The organism is Microbacterium sp. NPDC058269, from assembly GCF_042881445.1.
In the GTDB taxonomy this organism is placed as follows: Bacteria; Actinomycetota; Actinomycetes; order Actinomycetales; family Microbacteriaceae; genus Microbacterium.
The window spans coordinates 415,384-433,257 of the sequence record NZ_JBHVXT010000003.1; the positions used below are offsets into that span (position 1 = coordinate 415,384).

A 17,874-nucleotide genomic window follows, 5' to 3' on the forward strand; every position below is an offset into this window, starting at 1 on the left:
AGGGTGAGCGCGGGAGTCCACGGATAGCGTTGAACGGTTGCCCGCGCACCGGGCACCGTCACTTCTGGAGGATCCATGACAGCCCCCGCTGCAGCCGACCCGACCCCCGCCGATCGCCGACGCTGGGCGCGCTACCTGGTCGAGGAGCGTGCCGAAGGCGCCGTGTATCAGAAGCTCGCCTCGAGAAGAGAAGGCGAGGAGCGGGACATCCTCCTGAGCCTCGCCGAAGCAGAACGCCGCCATGAGCAGCACTGGCTCGATCTCCTCGGCGCCGAGCCGAAGCGTCTTCCTCGTGCGGGAGCGCGTTCCCGCCTCCTCGGCTGGATGGCCGGCCGTTTCGGGTCGATCTTCGTGCTCGCTCTTGCGCAGAGCGCCGAGGCGCGATCGCCCTACGACTCGGAGCAGTACGCCACGCCCGCGATGCGGGCCGATGAGAAGGTCCACTACGAAGTCGTCCGCGGACTCGCCGCGCGAGGACGCAGGCGCCTCTCCGGCTCCTTCCGCGCGGCGGTATTCGGTGCGAACGACGGTCTCGTCAGCAACCTCGCGCTCGTTCTCGGCATCGGCGCGACGGGAGTGAGTTCCGGTTTCGTGCTCTTCAGTGGCATCGCCGGCCTCCTCGCAGGGGCGCTGTCGATGGGCGCGGGGGAGTTCGTGTCGGTGCGTTCCCAGCGCGAACTGCTCGCGGCAACGGAGGCGAACGAAGACGCCCACGCCGCAGCCGGCGATCTCGACATAGACGAGAACGAGCTCGCACTCGTCTACCGCGCTCGAGGCATGGAGCAGGAAGAATCTCTCGCACGTGCCCGACGCATCGTGACGGCGGCTCAAGCCGGTGCCCGCCAGACCGCGACGGGGCCGGTCACGCTCCAGAAGGGCGACGACCACGAGATCGTCGGCAGCGACTGGACCGCGGCGATCTCCAGCTTTCTCCTGTTCGCTTCCGGGGCGATCATCCCCGTCCTGCCGTGGATCTTCGGACTGCAGGGAACGCCGGCCGTCCTCGTCGCGCTGGTGCTGGTCGGCATCGCTCTGCTGAGCACCGGAGCGATGGTGGGGGTCCTCTCCGGCGGACCGCCCCTGCGCCGCGCTCTCCGCCAGCTCGCCATCGGCTTCGGCGCGGCGGCGATCACCTACGTCCTCGGCCTCGTCTTCGGCGTCAGCGCGGCATGATCGGTACGCGGCGTCACTCCTGTGAGCGCGTGATCGCGGGAACCGTGTAACGGCGCTCGAGCACGGCAGGGTCCGGCTCGTACATCCGCATCACCGGCCGGAACTCGCCGGACGGAGCAGGGAGCCAGTTCGCCGCCGCGGTCGGGTCCACGGGTCGCTCGTGGCTGATCGTGATCGTGAGCGCGCCGTCCTCATGGCGCACCAGGCCTGGTGTCCGATCGCCGATCGAGTACCGCGCGATCGGGTTCTCGACGAGGTAGAAGTCCGGGACGGAGTACATCGTCAACGACCAGAACGCGGATACGGGCGGCTCGGGAGCGAGGCGCAGCGTGTAGGTCCGAGCGCCGGAGAGCTGATCCCCGTGGTCATCGACATAGGTCATGATGTACGCCGCTTCGTAGGGGTGGTTGCCCCACAGGCCACCGAGTGCGGCACCGGCGCGTTCGGCGATGCGCAACTCGGGGTCGGACATCTTGAAACGCTCATCATCGAGGGCGCCGATCTCGAAGTAGTCGAGGTTGTAGTCGAAGGCGTGGAAGGTGAGCTTCCACCCGTCGACCTCGGGGCTGGAGCCGTGGGTCAGGACGGTGTGGAGGGCATCCTTGGCGGCGGCCATATCGCCGACCAGGCGCGCGGCGTCGGAGAGCGGGATCGACACGTAGGGCGAGGCACCTTCGACGGCGATCCCCGTCGACGCGAGCGAGTCCTGCAGCGGCCGATCACGTGGTGCCGGGGGAAACTGCTGCGACCAGACGCGGAGCTTCTCCAGGAAGACCGCGCTCTCGGGGACGGAAGGATCCGGGACGGCGAGGCCGACAGGCACAGCGTCGGGGTCCTGCGGCGTCAGCGTCGTGGAGTCCTGGAGCGCGTGCACTTCGGCGAGTTCATGATCACCGCTCACTGCCCAGCGTCCCACGATCGAGGCGATTGTCGTCGGGAAACGGATGACCGACGCATCACCGGTGTCTCCACTCCAGGATGGGGGAACGAGGAGGAACCTCCCCGCGCCTGTGCCCGTCGCGCGATGCCCGACGTACGCGAAGTTGTTCGTCCACGCGTCGACGAACTGGAGGACGTAGTAGCGTCCCGCGGTGTCAGGAACCTGCAGCACGACCGGGCCGACGCTGAGGTCGACCTGGGCCATCGAGTAGAGCGTGTCGTTGTTGATCGTCACGAACGTGTCTTCCGGCCCCGCAAGCGTCCGGGCGTGGCTGAACGTATTGAACGGCGCAGCAGGGTTGGCGCCCACTCCCGTCGTCGTATACCGCGTCACCTGATCGAGGTTGAACACGAGGGGGAACCCGTAGAGGTAAGCCTGAGTGATGGTCGGACGATCGGCATCGAGGGCTGTCATACGGCTCAGGCTACCCAGGTCCGTGCACAGGCCGGCGGAGGAGATCATCCCTCTCGGATGAGGTCATACCCGCATCTCCGCATTGCCTGGACACGACGAAGAAGGCCCCGGATCCGTGGATCCAGGGCCTTCTTCTTCCTGTGCGCGGAGGGGGACTTGAACCCCCACGCCCTTACGGGCACTACGACCTCAACGTAGCGCGTCTACCATTCCGCCACCCGCGCAGGTGTTGGATGATCGTTGCCGACCGAAGAATGACATTACCACGTCCTCAGCGGCCTCTCGAACCGGGACGCACGCCCGGGCGTGGCGCGCGGTTTCGATAGCCTGGAGCCATGACTGATCCGTCCCTTCCGGAGGTCGTCCGCATCGCGAGCGACCTGATCCGCTTCGACACCTCCAACTTCGGCGGCGGCAACGCGAAGGGCGAGCGCGAGGCCGCGCAGTACGTCGGGGCCTACCTGGAGGAACTCGGGCTCGAGGTCGAGTACTACGAGCCGATCCCGCGCCGGACGAACGTGATGGCACGGGTGCCGGGACGCGACAGGAAGAAACCCGCGCTCGTCGTGCACGGCCATCTCGACGTCGTGCCGGCCATGGCTGAGGACTGGAGCGTCGATCCCTTCGCCGGCCTCGTACAGGACGGCATGCTGTGGGGTCGAGGCGCCGTGGACATGAAGAACATGAACGCGATGATCCTCACGTCCGTCGCCGAGATCCTGCGCGCGGGGGAACAGCCGGAGCGCGATCTGGTGCTGGCGTTCTTCGCCGATGAGGAGAACGGGGGCGTCGAGGGCTCGGCCCTCGTCGTGCAGAACCGCCCCGAATGGTTCGCGGGGGCGACCACGGCGATCAGCGAGGTCGGTGGCTACTCGATCACCGTCGACGACCGACGCGCCTACCTGCTGCAGGTGGGGGAGAAGGCCCTGATCTGGATCCGGCTCGTGGCGAGGGGCCGCGCAGGCCATGGCAGCCGACTGCATGACGACAACGCCGTCACCAAGCTCGCCGAGGCTGTCGCAGCCATCGGACGCACACGCTGGCCCATTCGACTGACTTCGACGACCAGAGCGCTCCTCGAGGGCTTGAGCGCCTTGAGCGGACGCAGCGCCGACGACCCCGATGCCCTCGCTGCAGCGGCCGGACCCGCCGAGGCCTTTTTACGGTCCACGTTCCGGACAACGACGAACCCGACCGCGCTCACCGCGGGGTACAAGCACAATGTCATCCCGGAGCGTGCGGAGGCGCTCATCGACGTTCGAGTGATCCCCGGGACCGAGGACGATGTGCTGGCCGAGCTCCAGCAGATCGTCGGCGACGGGATCGTCATCGAGACGGTCGTCCGCGACATCGGCATGGAGACGCCCTTCGAAGGCGAACTTGTGGAAGCGATGGTCGCCAGCATCGGTCGCCATGATCCGGGAGTCCCGGTCATCCCATACCTGCTCGGCGCCGGCACCGACAACAAGGCGCTGGCATACCTGGGCATCACGGGCTACGGCTTCGCGCCCTTGAGACTGCCAGCCGACCTCGACTTCACAGGCATGTTTCACGGAGTCGATGAGCGAGTACCCGTAGAATCGCTTGTCTTCGGCCAGCGGGTGCTGACCGATCTGCTGCGCACGTACTGAGCGCCGCGCGCTCCGTGCCTCCTCTGACCTGAAAGCTCTCCATGCACCTGCTCGAAGCACTGATCCTCGGTGTGGTCCAGGGACTCACCGAGTTCCTTCCGATCTCCTCCAGCGCTCATCTGCGCATCCTCGGCACGTTTCTCCCGTCCGGCGAAGACCCGGGAGCGGCCTTCACCGCCATCACCCAGATCGGCACCGAGGCTGCCGTGGTGGTGTTCTTCTGGCGAGACATCGTACGTATCGTGACGCAGTGGTTCCGATCGCTGGTGGGCAAAGCTCCGCGCAACGATCCGGACGCCAGGATGGGCTGGTTGATCATCATCGGCAGCATCCCGATCGTGGTGCTGGGGCTCCTGTTCCAGGACCAGATCGAGACCGTGCTCCGCTCGATGTGGATCGTCGCGGTCATGCTGATCGTCTTCGGCATCCTTCTCGGCGTCGCCGACTACGTGGGTGCGAAGCGCCGAAAGCTCGATGACCTCACCTACCCGCACGGCATCGCCTTCGGTTTCGCACAGGCGCTGGCCCTGATCCCCGGCGTCTCGCGCTCGGGCGGCACGATCACGATGGGGCTGTTCCTCGGCTACGAGCGCGCCGCCGCTGCACGCTACGCGTTCCTGCTCGCGATCCCCGCGGTGTTCGGAAGCGGCTTCTACCAGGTGTTCAAGAGCTGGGACGAGCCGTCGTTCTTCTCGTTCGGCGATACCCTCGCCGCGACCGGAATCGCCTTCGTGGTGGCGCTGGGCGTGATCGCGTTCTTCATGAACTGGATCTCGAAGCGCAGCTTCCTGCCGTTCGTGATCTACCGCATCCTTCTCGGCACGGTGTTGCTGGTCCTGCTCGGAACCGGTGTGATCGCCGCCTGAGCGGCGATCAGCGCTTGCGGTCGCCCGGACCGTCGTCTCGGCGGCGGAGGTACCGCTCGAACGCCTGGGCGATCGCGTCGCCCGACGCCTCAGGGGAATCCCACGTGTCGCGGGTGCGCTCGAGCTGACGGATGTACTCCGCCATGTCCTCGTCCTCGGATGCGGCGGCATCGATCGACGCTTCCCAGGCCGCGGCCTCGGTGCGCAGCGCCTGGCGATCGACGTCCACCCCGGTGAGCTCTTCGAGGCGGTCCAGTAGTGCGAGCGTCACCTTCGGTGAGGGAGTCGCGGAGGCGACGTAGTGCGGCACGCTCGCCCACAGGCTCGCTGTGGGGATACCCGCGTTCTCGGCGAAGTGCTCGAAGACGGTGAGGATACCCACCGGACCCTCGTACAGCGAGCGCTCCAGGCCGTGCGCCTCCCGCACCTGCTCGTTCTGGCTCGAGGCGAAGATCGAGATCGGGCGGGTGTGGGGCACGTCCGACAGCATCGCGCCGAGGGTGACGAGTCCGGTGATGTCGTCGCGCAGTGCGATGTCGATGAACTCGGAGGCGAATGCCTGCCAGGTGCGCGCGGGTTCGGCGCCGGTGAGCAGCCAGAACTCGGGTCCGGGGCCCGGATCGCGGGGACGCCACAATCCCGCTTCCGGCCAGGTGAGCTGGCGACGCCCTTCCGCATCCATCCGCGTCGACGGACGCGTGTACTGGTAGTCGAAGTACAGTTCGGGGTCGACGGAATGCACGAGATCGTATTCCGACGAGGAGCGCAGCGCCTCGATGGCGCTGCTCGCCGCTTCACCCGCATCGTTCCAGCCGTCGAAGGCGGCGATGACGATGCGCGGACCGAGAACATCCATCGAGGGCTCCCTTCGAGATCGCGGTCGTGATCATTCCAGGCTAGTCCGCCGAAGCGGGATGCGGGCAGCACCACGGCTAGCATGGGTTCAGTGAGCAGAAAGCCCAGCGCGGTCCTTTGGGACATGGATGGAACACTCGTCGACACCGAACCGTATTGGATGGCGGCCGAGACAGCGCTGGTCGAATCGTTCGGCGGTTCCTGGAGCCATGAGGATGCGCTGCAGCTCGTGGGGAGCGGGCTGATCGACAGTGCCGTGATCCTGCAGAACGCGGGAGTCGCGATGGAGGCCGAGGCGATCGTCTCGCACCTGACCGATGTCGTGCAGGAATCGCTGCGCACCCAGGGCGTCCCGTTCCGTCCCGGCGCTCGCGAACTGCTCCGCGACCTCCGGGAAGCGGGCATCCCGACGGGCCTGGTGACGATGTCGCTTCGTCGAATGGCTCTGAACGTCGTCGACCTGATCGACTTCGAGGCTTTCGACATCGTCGTCGCCGGTGACGACGTCGACAACCCCAAGCCTCATCCGGAGCCGTACCTGCAGGCGGCAGCACTGCTCGACGTCGACATCGCCGAGGTGATCGTCATCGAGGACTCGCCGACCGGTGTCCGCGCCGGCCTCGCTTCAGGCGCGCTGACCCTCGCGGTTCCCCACATCGTTCCTCTGGACCATCTGGGGGCCCATGAACTCTGGGACACGCTCGACGGCAGGGGCGCCCACGACCTCACCGACCTCTTCGACAGCAACACCGCCGCGACAGGAGCCACCCGATGACCGATTCCCGCGTACAGCGGCCGAGCGGTCCGTTCCGTGTGGGCGACCGCGTTCAGCTCACCGGCCCGAAGGGGCGTCTGCACACCGTGACGCTCCGCGAGGACGGCGAGCTCCACACGCACCAAGGCGTCCTCCGTCATCGCGACCTCATCGGGTTGCCCGACGGTTCCGTCGTGGCCAACAGCTCCGGACACGACTATCTGGCGCTGCGTCCGCTGCTTCGGGACTTCGCGATGTCGATGCCGCGCGGCGCGGCGATCGTGTACCCCAAGGACGCGGCGCAGATCGTGATGCAGGCCGATATCTTCCCCGGCTCGGTGGTGGTCGAGGCCGGCGTCGGTTCCGGGGCGCTCTCCCTCTCGCTCCTGCGGGCCGTGGGCCCGGCGGGGAAGTTGATCTCCTTCGAACGTCGCGAGGACTTCGCCGATGTCGCGCGCGGCAATGTCGAGACGTTCTTCGGAGAGCACCCGGAGACCTGGAACGTGGTTGTGGGCGATCTCGTGGAGGCGCTGCCGAACGAGGTGTCCCCGGCGTCGGTCGACCGGGTCGTCCTCGACATGCTCGCGCCGTGGGAATGCATGGATGCCGTGGCCGATGCCCTCACCCCCGGCGGAGTGGTGCTCTGCTACGTGGCGACCGCGACGCAGCTCTCCCGCGTGGCTGAATACATCCGCGGCACGGGGCTCTTCACCGATCCCGATGCTTCCGAGACGATGGTCCGCGGTTGGCACGTCGAGGGCCTCGCCGTGCGCCCGGATCACCGGATGGTCGCGCACACAGGCTTCCTCCTCACCGCACGCCGGCTCGCCCCCGGAGCCGTCGCGCCTTCCGTGAAGCGACGCGCGTCCAAGAGCAGCTACGGCGATCAGGATGTGGAGGCGTGGACACCCGGTGCTGTCGGTGACCGCGAGATCAGCGACAAGAACCTGCGCAAGCGGGCGCGGGAAGCGGAGAAGGCCGCCGAAGGGGCGCGCCTGGCTGCCGCATCGCGCGATTCCGGGCACGCAACGGAATAGACTGGAGCGCGTGCGTAAAACGTCCGCCGTTCTGGCATCCCTCAGCCTCGTCGTCCTCGCCCTGACGGGCTGCACCGCGACAGCATCCGACGGTGTCGCCGCCTGCGACCGCGGCGGCAATGACAAGATCCTGAACGTCGCAGACGTGAACGGCGACCTCGGATCCGTTCCTGACGTCACCGTCTTCGGGCCGGTCAAGGCGGACAAGACCTCGTTCGCCGACGTCACCGTCGGCGATGGCCTCGCCCTCGGGTCGGAGTTCCAGCCCGTGGTGCTGGACATCGCGTTCTACGGTGGTGACAGCGGCAAGGAGCTCTACAAGTCCGAGTTCAACGGCGACGAGAGCCGCGTGCACAGCATCGACTACTGGGCGCAGCGCTCCGCCGGGCTCTCGGATGTGCTGGAGTGCGCGACCGAGGGCAGCCGCGTGCTCGCCGTTCTCACGCCAGAGGACTTCGGGGAGCAGAACGTGCAGGCGTTCGGACTCGACAAGGGCGAGAACATCGTCGCCGTCATCGACGTGCTCGACGTGATGCCGTCGAAGGCTTCCGGTGCGCTGCAGTTCAACGACGCGCGCGGCCTACCCACTGTGGTGCGCGCTCCTGACGGAACGCCCGGGGTCATCATCCCGGACGTTCCGGCGCCGACCGAGATCACGACCCAGACACTCATCAAGGGCGACGGCCCGAAGGTGAAGGAGGGCGACATCGTCGTCTCCAACATCATGGGCGTCGGCTGGGACGACAAGAAGGTCACCACCAGCTCCTGGGGCCAGGACGCCAGCGTCAGCGTGGCCGCGGAGCAGCTCGTCGGTGCCACCGTCGGATCCCAGCTCCTCGTCGTCTTCCCCGCGGTCGAGAACTCTCCCGCCACTGCGGTCGTCGTCGACATCCTGGGCGCAGTGACGGCGCCCACGCCGTGATGGCCGCCCGGATCCCCGCGGAGGAGCGCCTGACGAATCTCGTCGTGGCGCTGATGGCCACGGAGATCGGGTTGACCAAGCAGCAGATCCTCGACAACGTCTCCGGCTATCGGCAGCGCGCCGAGGCCGGCACTCGATCGGACGCCCTCGAGAAGATGTTCGAGCGCGACAAGGAAGAGTTGCGCTCGCTCGGCGTACCCATCGAGACCATCGGTGATGCCGCCGATCCCAACGATCTCCGCGAAGCCCGCTATCGGATTCCACAGGCGGAATACGATCTCCCCAGCGACATCGAGTTCTCGCCGGCCGAGCTGGCAGTACTGCAGCTCGCGGGCAGCGTCTGGAGCGCCGAGTCGGTCTCGGGTGACGCCCAGTCGGGGGTACGCAAGATCCGCGCGCTCGGCATCGACGGCGACGAGCCCATCATCGGCTTCGCCCCGCGCATCACCGCGCGCGACGCGGCTTTCTCGCCGCTTCAGGATGCGATCGAGCGATGCAAGGTGGTCGCCTTCGAGTACTTGAAGCCCGGCGAGGAAGCCCCTCGTCGCCGTCGTATCCGCCCTCTGGCACTGGTCGACTACGAGGCGCGTTGGCACGTGTTCGGTGTCGACGTCGACGCGGAAGAGGACCGGACCTTCCTGCTCAGCCGGATCGTCGGGGACGTGCGCGTGAGCTCGCAGACATTCGATCCCGCGCTGCGTGACGGTGCCGGCGACCGCGCACTCGCGGGGCTCGAACGCGTGGCGTCGGAGAACTCCGCCCTTCTGGAGGTCACCCCGGGCACGGAGGCGGCGCTGCGGCTGGGACGACGAGCTTCGTCCGCTGCGCAGGGGATCAACGTTCCGTTCGTCGACATGCACATCCTCGCGGACGAGCTTGCCTCCTACGGTCCGGAAGTACGAGTGGTGGAGCCTGCATTATTGCGAGAGGCCGTGATCGCGCGGCTCCGCGCCGTGGTGGGCGCCCACACCGATCCCGAGGAGGCGAGATGAGCACCAAGTCGAAGCCTCTGCTCGCGGCCGATCGCGTGCGCCTCTACCTGACTCTGGTCCCGTACCTGCTCGAGCACGGCCAGGTGTCGCTCGAAGAAGCAGCGACGGAGTTCGGGGTCACCCCGCACGAGATGCGCGGCATGGTGGAGAAGCTCACCGTGATCGGTCTTCCTGGCGAGGCGGGGTACTGGCAGCAGCCACAGGAGATGTTCGACATCAACTGGGACCTCCTCGATCTCGAAGACGTCATCGAGATCACGAACGACGTCGCGCTGCGTCGAGTACCGCGTTTCACGGCGCGCGAGGCGGCGGCGCTGTTGGCCGGACTGCAGATGGTGGCCGCGGTTCCCGCCGTCTCGGATTCCGGCCTGGTGGCGGGGCTGATCTCGAAGCTCTCTCGCGGTGCCGCAGACGCGCCCGCCGACGTGGTCGTGGCCCCCAGCGCGGTCGACGAGGTTCGTGAGGCAGTGGCCCGTGGCCTGCACGAGGGCGTCGCGATCGCCTTCACATACCAGGCTCCCGATGCTGCCCCGACGACTCGCACGGTCGACCCGATGCAGATCCTCATCACGAACGGACAGTGGTACCTGCAGGGCTGGTGCCATCTTCGGCAGGCGATGCGCACCTTCCACCTCGATCGTGTCAGCGCGCCGACCCTCACCGAGATCCCGATCACCCATGGAGGCGATCAGGTTCCCGAGGCCTTCGCCGGGCTCGACGACGAGCGCGCGGTCACGGTTCGGGTGGCCGAACGCATCGCGCCGCTACTGAGTGGATTCGTCCCCACCGGGGCGGCCGATGTGATCGGCGGCTCGGTGACCACGCAGCTGCACCTCGCCGACCCGCGAGGCATCAAGCGACTCGCCGCCCGCTTCGGCGGAGCGATGGAGGTCCTGGAGCCGGGGGTCGCCCGCTCCGCGACCAGGGACTGGGCGGCCTCGGGACTCGCCCTCTATCGCCAGCCCGAAGCAGAGGTTTGATCTGTAGACTGGATCGAACGCTCACCGACGACGGGAATCCTGACATGTTCGCTGGAATGCAAGGCTGGCACCTGCTTATCGTGCTCGCCGTGATCCTCCTCCTGTTCGGTGCTGCCAAGCTGCCGGCTCTCGCGAAGAGCATGGGCCAGTCGGCCCGCGTGTTCAAGGGCGAGATGAAGGCGATGAAGGACGACGATGCCGCTCGCACCGACTCCGCAGCCGTCGAGCCGACCACGGTGAAGGACTCGGGCATCGACCCTGAGACTCCGCCCCGCGCCTGACCGGCCGTGGCAGCCATCGAACCGACCGTGATGCCGAAGGCGGATCGGGATCGGCGGATGTCGCTCGGCGCGCATCTCGTCGAATTGCGCAAGCGCCTCATGTTCGCTGCGCTCGCTCTGCTGGTGGGCATGGTCATCGCGTTCCTCGTCGCCGACCCGATCATCAGCTTCATCACCGAGCCGGTGCGGATCATCGCCGACAAGCGCGGGGACGATTTCAGCGCGCTCAACTTCGGCACGGTCACCGCCGCCTTCGACATGCGCATGCGGATCGCATTCTCCATCGGAATCTTCCTGTCGGCACCCGTGTGGTTGTGGCAGATCTGGGCGTTCATCATGCCCGGCCTGACACGCAAGGAAGTCAGGTACACGATCGGTTTCGTGGTGGCCGCCGTTCCGCTGTTCTTCGCCGGCTGCTACCTCGGGGTCATGATCATGCCCCACATCATCGAACTGATGTGGAGCTTCACCCCCGCCGGCGCGACAAACCTCTACTCCGCGCAGGAGTACTACGACTTCATCTTCAAACTGATGATCGTGATCGGCATCTCGTTCGTGCTCCCGGTGTTCCTGGTGGCGCTCAACCTCGCCGGTGTCATGTCCGGTCGCGCGATCCTCAAGGGGTGGCGAGTCGCCATCATCATCGCCACCGTCTTCGCCGCGCTTGCGACACCGGCAGCCGACGTCGTCAGCATGCTGATGCTCGCGGGCATCCTGATCGTGCTCTTCTTCGCCGCCGCAGGGCTCTCCCTGATCTTCGACCGGCGCAAGCGCAAACGCGACGAGGCGTCAGGGCTCCTGCCGGATCCGGCATGAGCTCGCCCTCAGAGAAATACGCTCGCGCGCAGGAGGCAGTGGAGCATCCACAGTCGACGGCGTTCGCCGCGCTGCAGAAGTTCCAGCTCGATCCGTTCCAGGTGGCGGGATGTCACGCCCTCGAGAGCGGGCGCAGTGTGCTTGTCGCCGCGCCCACCGGCGCCGGCAAGACGATCGTCGGCGAGTTCGCGATCCACCTCGCCATGCAGACCCCGAGCGACAAAGCGTTCTACACGACGCCGATGAAGGCTCTCTCCAACCAGAAGTTCAGGGAGCTGGTCGACGTCTACGGCGCCGACCAGGTGGGGCTCCTCACCGGCGACACGAACATCAACGGCAACGCCCGCATCGTCGTCATGACCACCGAGGTCCTGCGCAACATGATCTACGCCGACTCCTCGGCGCTGAGGGATCTGCGCTACGTGATCATGGACGAGGTCCATTACCTCGCCGACCGGTTCCGAGGGGCCGTGTGGGAGGAAGTCATCATCCACCTCCCCGCTCGTGTACGGCTGGTGTCGTTGAGCGCGACCGTGTCCAATGCGGAGGAGTTCGGCGACTGGCTCGACACCGTGCGCGGAGACACCGAGGTGATCGTCTCCGAGATCCGTCCCGTTCCGCTCGAGCAGCACGTGCTCGTGCGCGACGACCTCCTTCCGCTGTTCGACGACCGCGCCGGCCTGGCCACGGCGCAGGTGAACCAAGAACTGATGCGCATCCGCTCGTCGACAGGCACGACATACGAGAACAACCGCCAGGCGCAGTCCTACCGCAGCGATCGGCACGCCGGCCGACAGGCGAAGCGTCCTCCACGGGGTGGTAGACGTCCCGTCCGTGCGGCCAACGCCCGTCGGATCGAGCGGATGGACCGCCCCGACGTCGTGCAACTGCTGGAGCGGTCGAACCTGCTGCCGGCGATCTTCTTCATCTTCAGCCGGGTAGGGTGTGACGCCGCGGTGCAGCAGGTGCGCCGCTCGGGCATCCGGCTCACTTCGAACGAGGAGCGGGCCGAGATCCGTGCGATCGTCGAGGAGCGCACGCGCACCCTCCAGGAGGAAGACCTCGGCGTGCTCGGCTACTGGGAGTGGCTCGACAATCTCGAACGCGGTGTCGCGTCGCATCACGCAGGTCTGCTGCCTGCGTTCAAAGAAGTCGTGGAAGAGCTCTACCAGCGCAAGCTGGTGAAGGTCGTCTTCGCCACGGAGACGCTCGCGCTCGGGATCAACATGCCGGCGCGCACCGTCGTTCTCGAGAAGATGGAGAAGTTCAACGGCGAGGCGCGGGTCGCGATCACGTCGGGGGAGTACACCCAGCTCACGGGACGCGCGGGACGCCGCGGCATCGACGTCGAGGGCCACGCGGTCGTGCAGTGGACCGAGGGCATGGATCCCCAGGCTGTCGCGGCACTCGCTTCCCGCAGAACCTATCCGTTGAACTCCAGCTTCCGGCCTACCTACAACATGGCCGTGAACCTGATCGATATGTTCGGCAAACCCCGGGCCCGCCAGATCTTGGAATCCTCATTCGCACAGTTCCAGGCAGACCGTGCCGTCGTCGGGCTCGCGCGCCAGGTGCGCGAAGCGGAGGAGTCTCTGGCCGGCTACAAGAGCGCGATGGCCTGTGAACACGGAGACTTCCCCGAATACGCGGCCATCCGGCGGGAGCTGAGCGACCTCGAGAAGAAGAACCGGCAGGACTCGAACGCACCGCGAGCATCGCGCGACAAGCGGATGAAGCGCATCCAGACGCTGCGCACCCAGATGCAACGGCACCCGTGCCATCACTGCCCCGATCGCGAAGCGCACGCGCGGTGGGCGGAGCGCTACTGGAAGCTCAAGCGTCAGACCGATCGCATCCGTCGCCAGATCGAGACCCGCACCGGCACGGTCGCACGCGTCTTCGACCGCGTCGTCGAGGTCCTGGAGACGCTCGACTACCTCACGGAAGAAGACGGCGAAACCTCGCTGACCGAGACCGGGCGCACCATGCGCCGCATCTACGGCGAACGTGACCTGCTCGTCGCGGAGTCCCTGCGTCAGGGGCTCTGGGCCAGCCTGGATGCTCCTTCTCTCGCCGCTATGGCGTGCTGTCTCGTGTACGAGCCTCGCCGCGACGAGGCGAACTCGGGCGAGCGGGGGCTTCCCCGAGGACCCTTCCGTGCGGCGTACGAGAAGACGACGACGCTATGGGCTGAGCTCGACGACCTGGAGCAGGACCATCACCTTCCCGGAAGCGAACCCCTGGCCGCAGGCCTGGCCGGGGCGATGCATTCCTGGGCGCGGGGCGGGATGTTCGACCGCGTGCTGATCGACGCCGACATGGCGGCTGGTGACTTCGTGCGGTGGGCCAAGCAGACGATCGATCTGCTCGATCAGCTCTCGATCGTGGCGGAGGATGCAGCACTCGCGCGCACGGCGAGGACCGCGCTCGACGGGGTGCGTCGCGGCATCGTCGCCTACTCGTCGATGTGAGATGGACGGAATGACCGCTACACCTGCGCCACCGCGCGCTCTCCTCCCGCTCTGGGCTGCGCTGCTCGCTGCCGGCCTGGCCGCCCTGGTGATGGACCTGGCCTATCCGGAGACCGCGATCTGGCTTCTCGCGTTCCCCGCGACCGCCCTTCTGCTGCTCGCGCTGATCGGTCGGCGGTTCGGGGGAGCGCTGCTGGTCGGGCTGGTCTACGGGATCCTGTTCTTCGGACTTCTCGTCTCCTGGACGTCTCGGTACCTCGGGCCGGTTCCCTGGGCCGCGCTGAGCGTCGTCGAGGGGGTGCTGACGGCGTTCGCCCTGGTCCCGATCGCGCTCGCCTACCGCTGGCTCCCTCGGGCCTTCCCCGGAACCGCAGGGCGCCTTCTGGGGCTCCCCACGGTCGTCGCCGCCCTGTGGGTCGGCCGCGAGCTGTTCGTCGGCTCCTGGCCCTACGGGGGCTTCCCCTGGGCACGTCTCGGCATGAGCCAGGCGGAGAGCCCTCTCGCGGCCGTTTCTTCGTGGATCGGCGTGAGCGGGCTCAGCTTCCTGATGGTACTGGTCGTGGCGATGCTCATCGAGGTCGTGCGGCTGCGCACCTGGCGCCGACCGCTCCACCTGATCGCACCGGCCGCCCTCGTCGTGGTGCTGCTGTTCACCCCGCTCTTCCCGACGTCGTCGAGCGGGTCCATGCGGATCGCTGCCGTGCAGGGCAACGGCCCGACAGGGTACTTCGATGACCGTGAGCCGTTCGCGGTCATCCAGGCGCAGACCGAAGCGACCGCGCCTCTCTATGGTGAGGACGTCGATCTCCTGGTCTGGCCGGAGGGGGCGTTGGACGGTGACCCGTTCCAGATCGATGCCCTGGCACGGCGAATGACCCTCATCGCCAACCGGATCGACGCCCCGTTGCTGGCGAACGCGGCGACCGGGCGGGATGACCGCTACTTCAACACTTCGATGCTGTGGGAATCCGACGGCACCGCGACGCAGCTACATGACAAGCGCCACCCGGTCCCGTTCGGCGAGTACGTGCCGGACCGCGCCTTCTTCAATGCCCTGGCCCCCGATCTGATCGGTCTCATCCAGCGGGAATACACGCCGGGTTCGAACCCCCCTGTCGTCGATGTCGACGGCGTTCGCGTCGGTCTCGCCATCTGCTTCGACGTGATCTACGACGACGTGATCTGGCAGGGCCTGAATTCCGGCGCCGAAGTGCTGGTGTTCCAGACGAACAACGCGGACTTCCGAGGCACGGATGAGAACCTGCAACAGCTCGCCTTCGCGCGGATGCGGGCGATCGAGACAGGCCGGAGCGTGGTGAACGTCTCCACCGTGGGAACCAGCCAGGTGATCCGCTCAGATGGATCGACGGTGACGAGCCTGAACGCAGATGAGGCCGGAGCGATGCTCGAGGACGTCGAGCTCCGGTCCGGCCTCACGGCTGGTGTGGTCCTTGGCCCCTGGGTCCAGGCGATCCTCCTGTGGGGCGGTCTCGGCGCGCTTCTCGTCGGGTGGTGGCGCGCCAGGCGGCGCTAGGCGCCGATCTTCTCGCGGGTCGGATCTTCGCCGGCTCCGCGGCGGGCGCGGATGAAGGCGAGGCGCTCTTCGAGGAGTTCCTCGAGTTCCGCACGGGTACGGCGCTCGAGGAGCATGTCCCAGTGGGTGCGAGCGGCCTTCTCGTCGCTGACCTCGAGCGTGACGGCCTGGCCGTCGACGTTCAAGCGGGCTTCGGCGCCGCACGCGCGGCATTCCCAGGTCTGGGGCGGCTCTGCATCCGCCGCGAACATCAGGTTCGTGACGTGGCCGCAAGTGTCACAGGTGTAGGTGGTCTCACGGCGCTCCATGAAAACGACGCCCTCTTCGCTCTGTAGGCTCTGGGCGCCGAGTCGGATGCCGCGCAGGCTGCGATCTGCCATTGTGTGGTCCTCTCGTCGCTGTCAGGTATAACGCTCCAGCCTGTGCGCTTCATCCACGCGGCCGCCTTCTCGGCGGAACTCACAGGTTAATCCCAGCGCCGGAGGTTATGGGGCGCGTCGGAAGTCAGAGGGGAGACAGCGCTGTGAGGGCGAGATCGGCTCGATCGGAGACGATGCCGTCGGCGCCGAGAGCGACCAGGCGTTGCATGTCCGCGGGGTCGTTCACCGTCCACACGTGGACCTCGGCATCGTGCCGGTGCGCGGCACGCAGGAGAGCGGGAGTGAGCACACTCAACGCGCCGAATCTCTCGGGTATCTGCAGCGCGTCGATCTCGCGGAGCACCCGGGTGGGGGAGAGGCGGAGAGCCGACAACGCCCGTAGGGAGGCGATCGTCCGGCTTCCCCCTGAGGTTGCCGGACGCAGCGCAGCACCCGCGCGCAGGACGGAGGCGAGAGCGGCGCGTCGGTTCACGTCGGAGAAGCTCGTCAGGAGCACGCGATGTGTGTGGTCGACCAGGATGGGGCCGAGCGGGTCGACGGCGGCCGCCGTCTTCACGTCGATGTTGAAGCGGACATCCGGGAAGGAAGCCAGCGCGTCCGTCACGGTGAGGAGCCCGCCGTGGTCGGCGAACATCGACCGCAGCTCCCGCGTGCGCACTTCGTCCACGCGGCGACCGTCGCCGATCAGGCGATCGAGGGTCGCGTCGTGGAACAGCACCACGTCGCCGTCTGCCGTGACCTGGCAGTCGGTCTCGATGTAGTCGACACCGGCGGCATGCGCGGCCGCGAACGCAGCCGCGGAGTTCTCCCAGACGCCCGAGTCCTCGCCCGCCGCGGTGATCAGACCGCGGCGGGCGAGGACTCGGGGATGCCGCGTCTTCGAGAAGTACGGGTGCGTCACGCGCCCGGGAGCGTGTTCGTCGGGCCCTGGCCCGGCTTCGGCGTGAACGCGCTGCCGATGCCCTTGAGCGCCTCGGTGAGCTCGCTCGGGATGATCCACAGCTTGTTGGACTGCCCCTCGCTGATCTTCGGCAGCATCTGCAGGTACTGGTAGGCGAGGAGCTTGTCGTCTGGCTCGCCCTGGTGGATGGCGCTGAAGACGTTCTGAATGGCCTCAGCCTCGCCCTGTGCGCGGAGCACGGCGGCCTGCTTGTCTCCCTCTGCTCGGAGGATCTCCGCCTGACGAGCTCCCTCGGCCTCGAGGATGGCTGACTGCTTGGTTCCCTCTGCGGTGAGGATGGCAGCGCGGCGGTCACGCTCGGCACGCATCTGCTTCTCCATCGAGTCCTGGATCGAGATGGGCGGATCGATCGCCTTGAGTTCGACGCGGCCCACGCGGATGCCCCACTTTCCCGTGGCCTCGTCGAGCACCACACGCAGCTGACCGTTGATGTTGTCACGGCTCGTGAGTGCTTCTTCGAGGTTGAGGCCACCGACGACGTTTCGAAGTGTGGTGGTGGTCAGCTGCTCGACCGCACCGAGATAGTTGGCGATCTCGTAGGTCGCGGCGCGCGCATCGGTGACCTGGAAGTAGACGACTGTGTCGATGGAGACGACCAGGTTGTCCTCGGTGATCACGGGCTGCGGGGGGAAGGAGACGACCTGCTCGCGCATGTCGATCAGCGGGCGCAGCCGATCGATGAACGGAACGAGGACGTTCAGTCCGGGAGTCAGCGTCTTGTGATAACGCCCGAGCCGCTCGACGACCCCGGCCGTTGCCTGCGGGATGATGCGGATCGCGCGGGCCACGGTGACCACCACGAAGATGATCACCGCGATCACGAGGATCCACAGGATCGCGGTGGGGATGAACGATGCGTCGTTCACT

At 67.1% G+C, this 17,874-nt stretch carries 17 protein-coding genes and 1 tRNA gene; 12 read left to right on the forward strand and 6 right to left on the reverse strand.

Translation table 11 applies throughout. The features are described 5' to 3' along the window. Positions 1–75 precede the first annotated feature (75 nt). Positions 76–1,173 carry a VIT1/CCC1 family protein gene (locus ACFVWL_RS15600; protein ID WP_387184603.1) on the forward strand — a complete coding sequence of 366 codons (1,098 nt, stop codon included), beginning with the start codon at positions 76–78 and terminating at the stop codon, positions 1,171–1,173. A gap of 13 nt (positions 1,174–1,186) precedes the next feature. Here the strand turns inward: ACFVWL_RS15600 and ACFVWL_RS15605 are convergent, their stop codons facing one another. Together ACFVWL_RS15605 and ACFVWL_RS15610 are read right to left on the reverse strand one after the other, a co-directional pair. Further along, positions 1,187–2,527, reverse strand: a complete 1,341-nt coding sequence (locus ACFVWL_RS15605; RefSeq protein ID WP_387184605.1) for a DUF1254 domain-containing protein — start codon at positions 2,525–2,527, stop codon at positions 1,187–1,189. Positions 2,528–2,668: 141 nt separating this feature from the next. Continuing rightward, positions 2,669–2,751, reverse strand: a tRNA-Leu gene (locus ACFVWL_RS15610). Positions 2,752–2,862: 111 nt separating this feature from the next. Between ACFVWL_RS15610 and ACFVWL_RS15615 the strand changes: the two genes are divergently transcribed. Together ACFVWL_RS15615 and ACFVWL_RS15620 are read left to right on the forward strand one after the other, a co-directional pair. Then, entirely contained in the window at positions 2,863–4,158 is a 1,296-nt protein-coding gene (locus tag ACFVWL_RS15615; RefSeq protein ID WP_387184607.1) for a M20/M25/M40 family metallo-hydrolase, read from the forward strand. A gap of 41 nt (positions 4,159–4,199) precedes the next feature. Beyond that, positions 4,200–5,024 carry an undecaprenyl-diphosphate phosphatase gene (locus tag ACFVWL_RS15620; RefSeq protein ID WP_017830635.1) on the forward strand — a complete coding sequence of 275 codons (825 nt, stop codon included), beginning with the start codon at positions 4,200–4,202 and terminating at the stop codon, positions 5,022–5,024. 7 nt (positions 5,025–5,031) lie between these two features. Here the strand turns inward: ACFVWL_RS15620 and ACFVWL_RS15625 are convergent, their stop codons facing one another. Then, the gene (locus ACFVWL_RS15625; protein ID WP_387184611.1) at positions 5,032–5,880 is read right to left on the reverse strand and encodes a PAC2 family protein; all 849 of its coding nucleotides are present in this window, start codon (positions 5,878–5,880) and stop codon (positions 5,032–5,034) included. A gap of 81 nt (positions 5,881–5,961) precedes the next feature. Between ACFVWL_RS15625 and ACFVWL_RS15630 the strand changes: the two genes are divergently transcribed. The 9 genes from ACFVWL_RS15630 to lnt are packed head-to-tail and all read left to right on the forward strand — an operon-like array spanning position 5,962 to position 15,666. Next, positions 5,962–6,654: an HAD family hydrolase gene (locus tag ACFVWL_RS15630; RefSeq protein ID WP_387184614.1), complete on the forward strand. Its 693-nt coding sequence runs from the start codon at positions 5,962–5,964 to the stop codon at positions 6,652–6,654. After that, positions 6,651–7,670 (forward strand): tRNA (adenine-N1)-methyltransferase, encoded by a 1,020-nt coding sequence (locus tag ACFVWL_RS15635; RefSeq protein WP_387184617.1) that lies wholly within the window; start codon positions 6,651–6,653, stop codon positions 7,668–7,670. Before ACFVWL_RS15630 ends, ACFVWL_RS15635 begins: the two co-directional genes overlap by 4 nt. A 10-nt stretch (positions 7,671–7,680) precedes the next feature. Then, positions 7,681–8,592, forward strand: a complete 912-nt coding sequence (locus ACFVWL_RS15640) for a hypothetical protein (RefSeq protein WP_387184619.1) — start codon at positions 7,681–7,683, stop codon at positions 8,590–8,592. Continuing rightward, the gene (locus tag ACFVWL_RS15645) at positions 8,592–9,584 is read left to right on the forward strand and encodes a helix-turn-helix transcriptional regulator (RefSeq protein WP_387184622.1); all 993 of its coding nucleotides are present in this window, start codon (positions 8,592–8,594) and stop codon (positions 9,582–9,584) included. The genes ACFVWL_RS15640 and ACFVWL_RS15645 overlap by 1 nt, the downstream gene beginning before the upstream one ends. Further along, positions 9,581–10,564 (forward strand): helix-turn-helix transcriptional regulator, encoded by a 984-nt coding sequence (locus ACFVWL_RS15650; protein ID WP_387184625.1) that lies wholly within the window; start codon positions 9,581–9,583, stop codon positions 10,562–10,564. The genes ACFVWL_RS15645 and ACFVWL_RS15650 overlap by 4 nt, the downstream gene beginning before the upstream one ends. A 44-nt stretch (positions 10,565–10,608) precedes the next feature. Beyond that, entirely contained in the window at positions 10,609–10,845 is a 237-nt protein-coding gene (tatA, locus tag ACFVWL_RS15655) for a twin-arginine translocase TatA/TatE family subunit (RefSeq protein ID WP_387184628.1), read from the forward strand. A gap of 57 nt (positions 10,846–10,902) precedes the next feature. Continuing rightward, on the forward strand, positions 10,903–11,661 hold the full coding sequence (gene tatC, locus ACFVWL_RS15660; RefSeq protein WP_387185325.1) for a twin-arginine translocase subunit TatC: 759 nt from the start codon (positions 10,903–10,905) through the stop codon (positions 11,659–11,661). Next, positions 11,658–14,132 (forward strand): DEAD/DEAH box helicase, encoded by a 2,475-nt coding sequence (locus ACFVWL_RS15665; protein WP_387184631.1) that lies wholly within the window; start codon positions 11,658–11,660, stop codon positions 14,130–14,132. Before tatC ends, ACFVWL_RS15665 begins: the two co-directional genes overlap by 4 nt. A gap of 1 nt (position 14,133) precedes the next feature. Further along, entirely contained in the window at positions 14,134–15,666 is a 1,533-nt protein-coding gene (gene lnt, locus ACFVWL_RS15670; protein ID WP_387184634.1) for an apolipoprotein N-acyltransferase, read from the forward strand. On the opposite strand, the gene ACFVWL_RS15675 is transcribed toward lnt, so the two are convergent. The 3 genes from ACFVWL_RS15675 to ACFVWL_RS15685 all read right to left on the reverse strand — a co-directional run bounded on the left by ACFVWL_RS15675 (position 15,663) and on the right by ACFVWL_RS15685 (position 17,873). After that, positions 15,663–16,046 (reverse strand): RNA polymerase-binding protein RbpA, encoded by a 384-nt coding sequence (locus ACFVWL_RS15675; protein WP_387184637.1) that lies wholly within the window; start codon positions 16,044–16,046, stop codon positions 15,663–15,665. The two genes, lnt and ACFVWL_RS15675, sit on opposite strands and share 4 nt — an antisense overlap. A 124-nt stretch (positions 16,047–16,170) precedes the next feature. Further along, positions 16,171–16,947 carry a glycerophosphodiester phosphodiesterase family protein gene (locus ACFVWL_RS15680; protein ID WP_387184640.1) on the reverse strand — a complete coding sequence of 259 codons (777 nt, stop codon included), beginning with the start codon at positions 16,945–16,947 and terminating at the stop codon, positions 16,171–16,173. After that, positions 16,944–17,873, reverse strand: a complete 930-nt coding sequence (locus ACFVWL_RS15685; RefSeq protein WP_021200567.1) for an SPFH domain-containing protein — start codon at positions 17,871–17,873, stop codon at positions 16,944–16,946. The genes ACFVWL_RS15680 and ACFVWL_RS15685 overlap by 4 nt, the downstream gene beginning before the upstream one ends. Position 17,874: the final 1 nt, after the last annotated feature.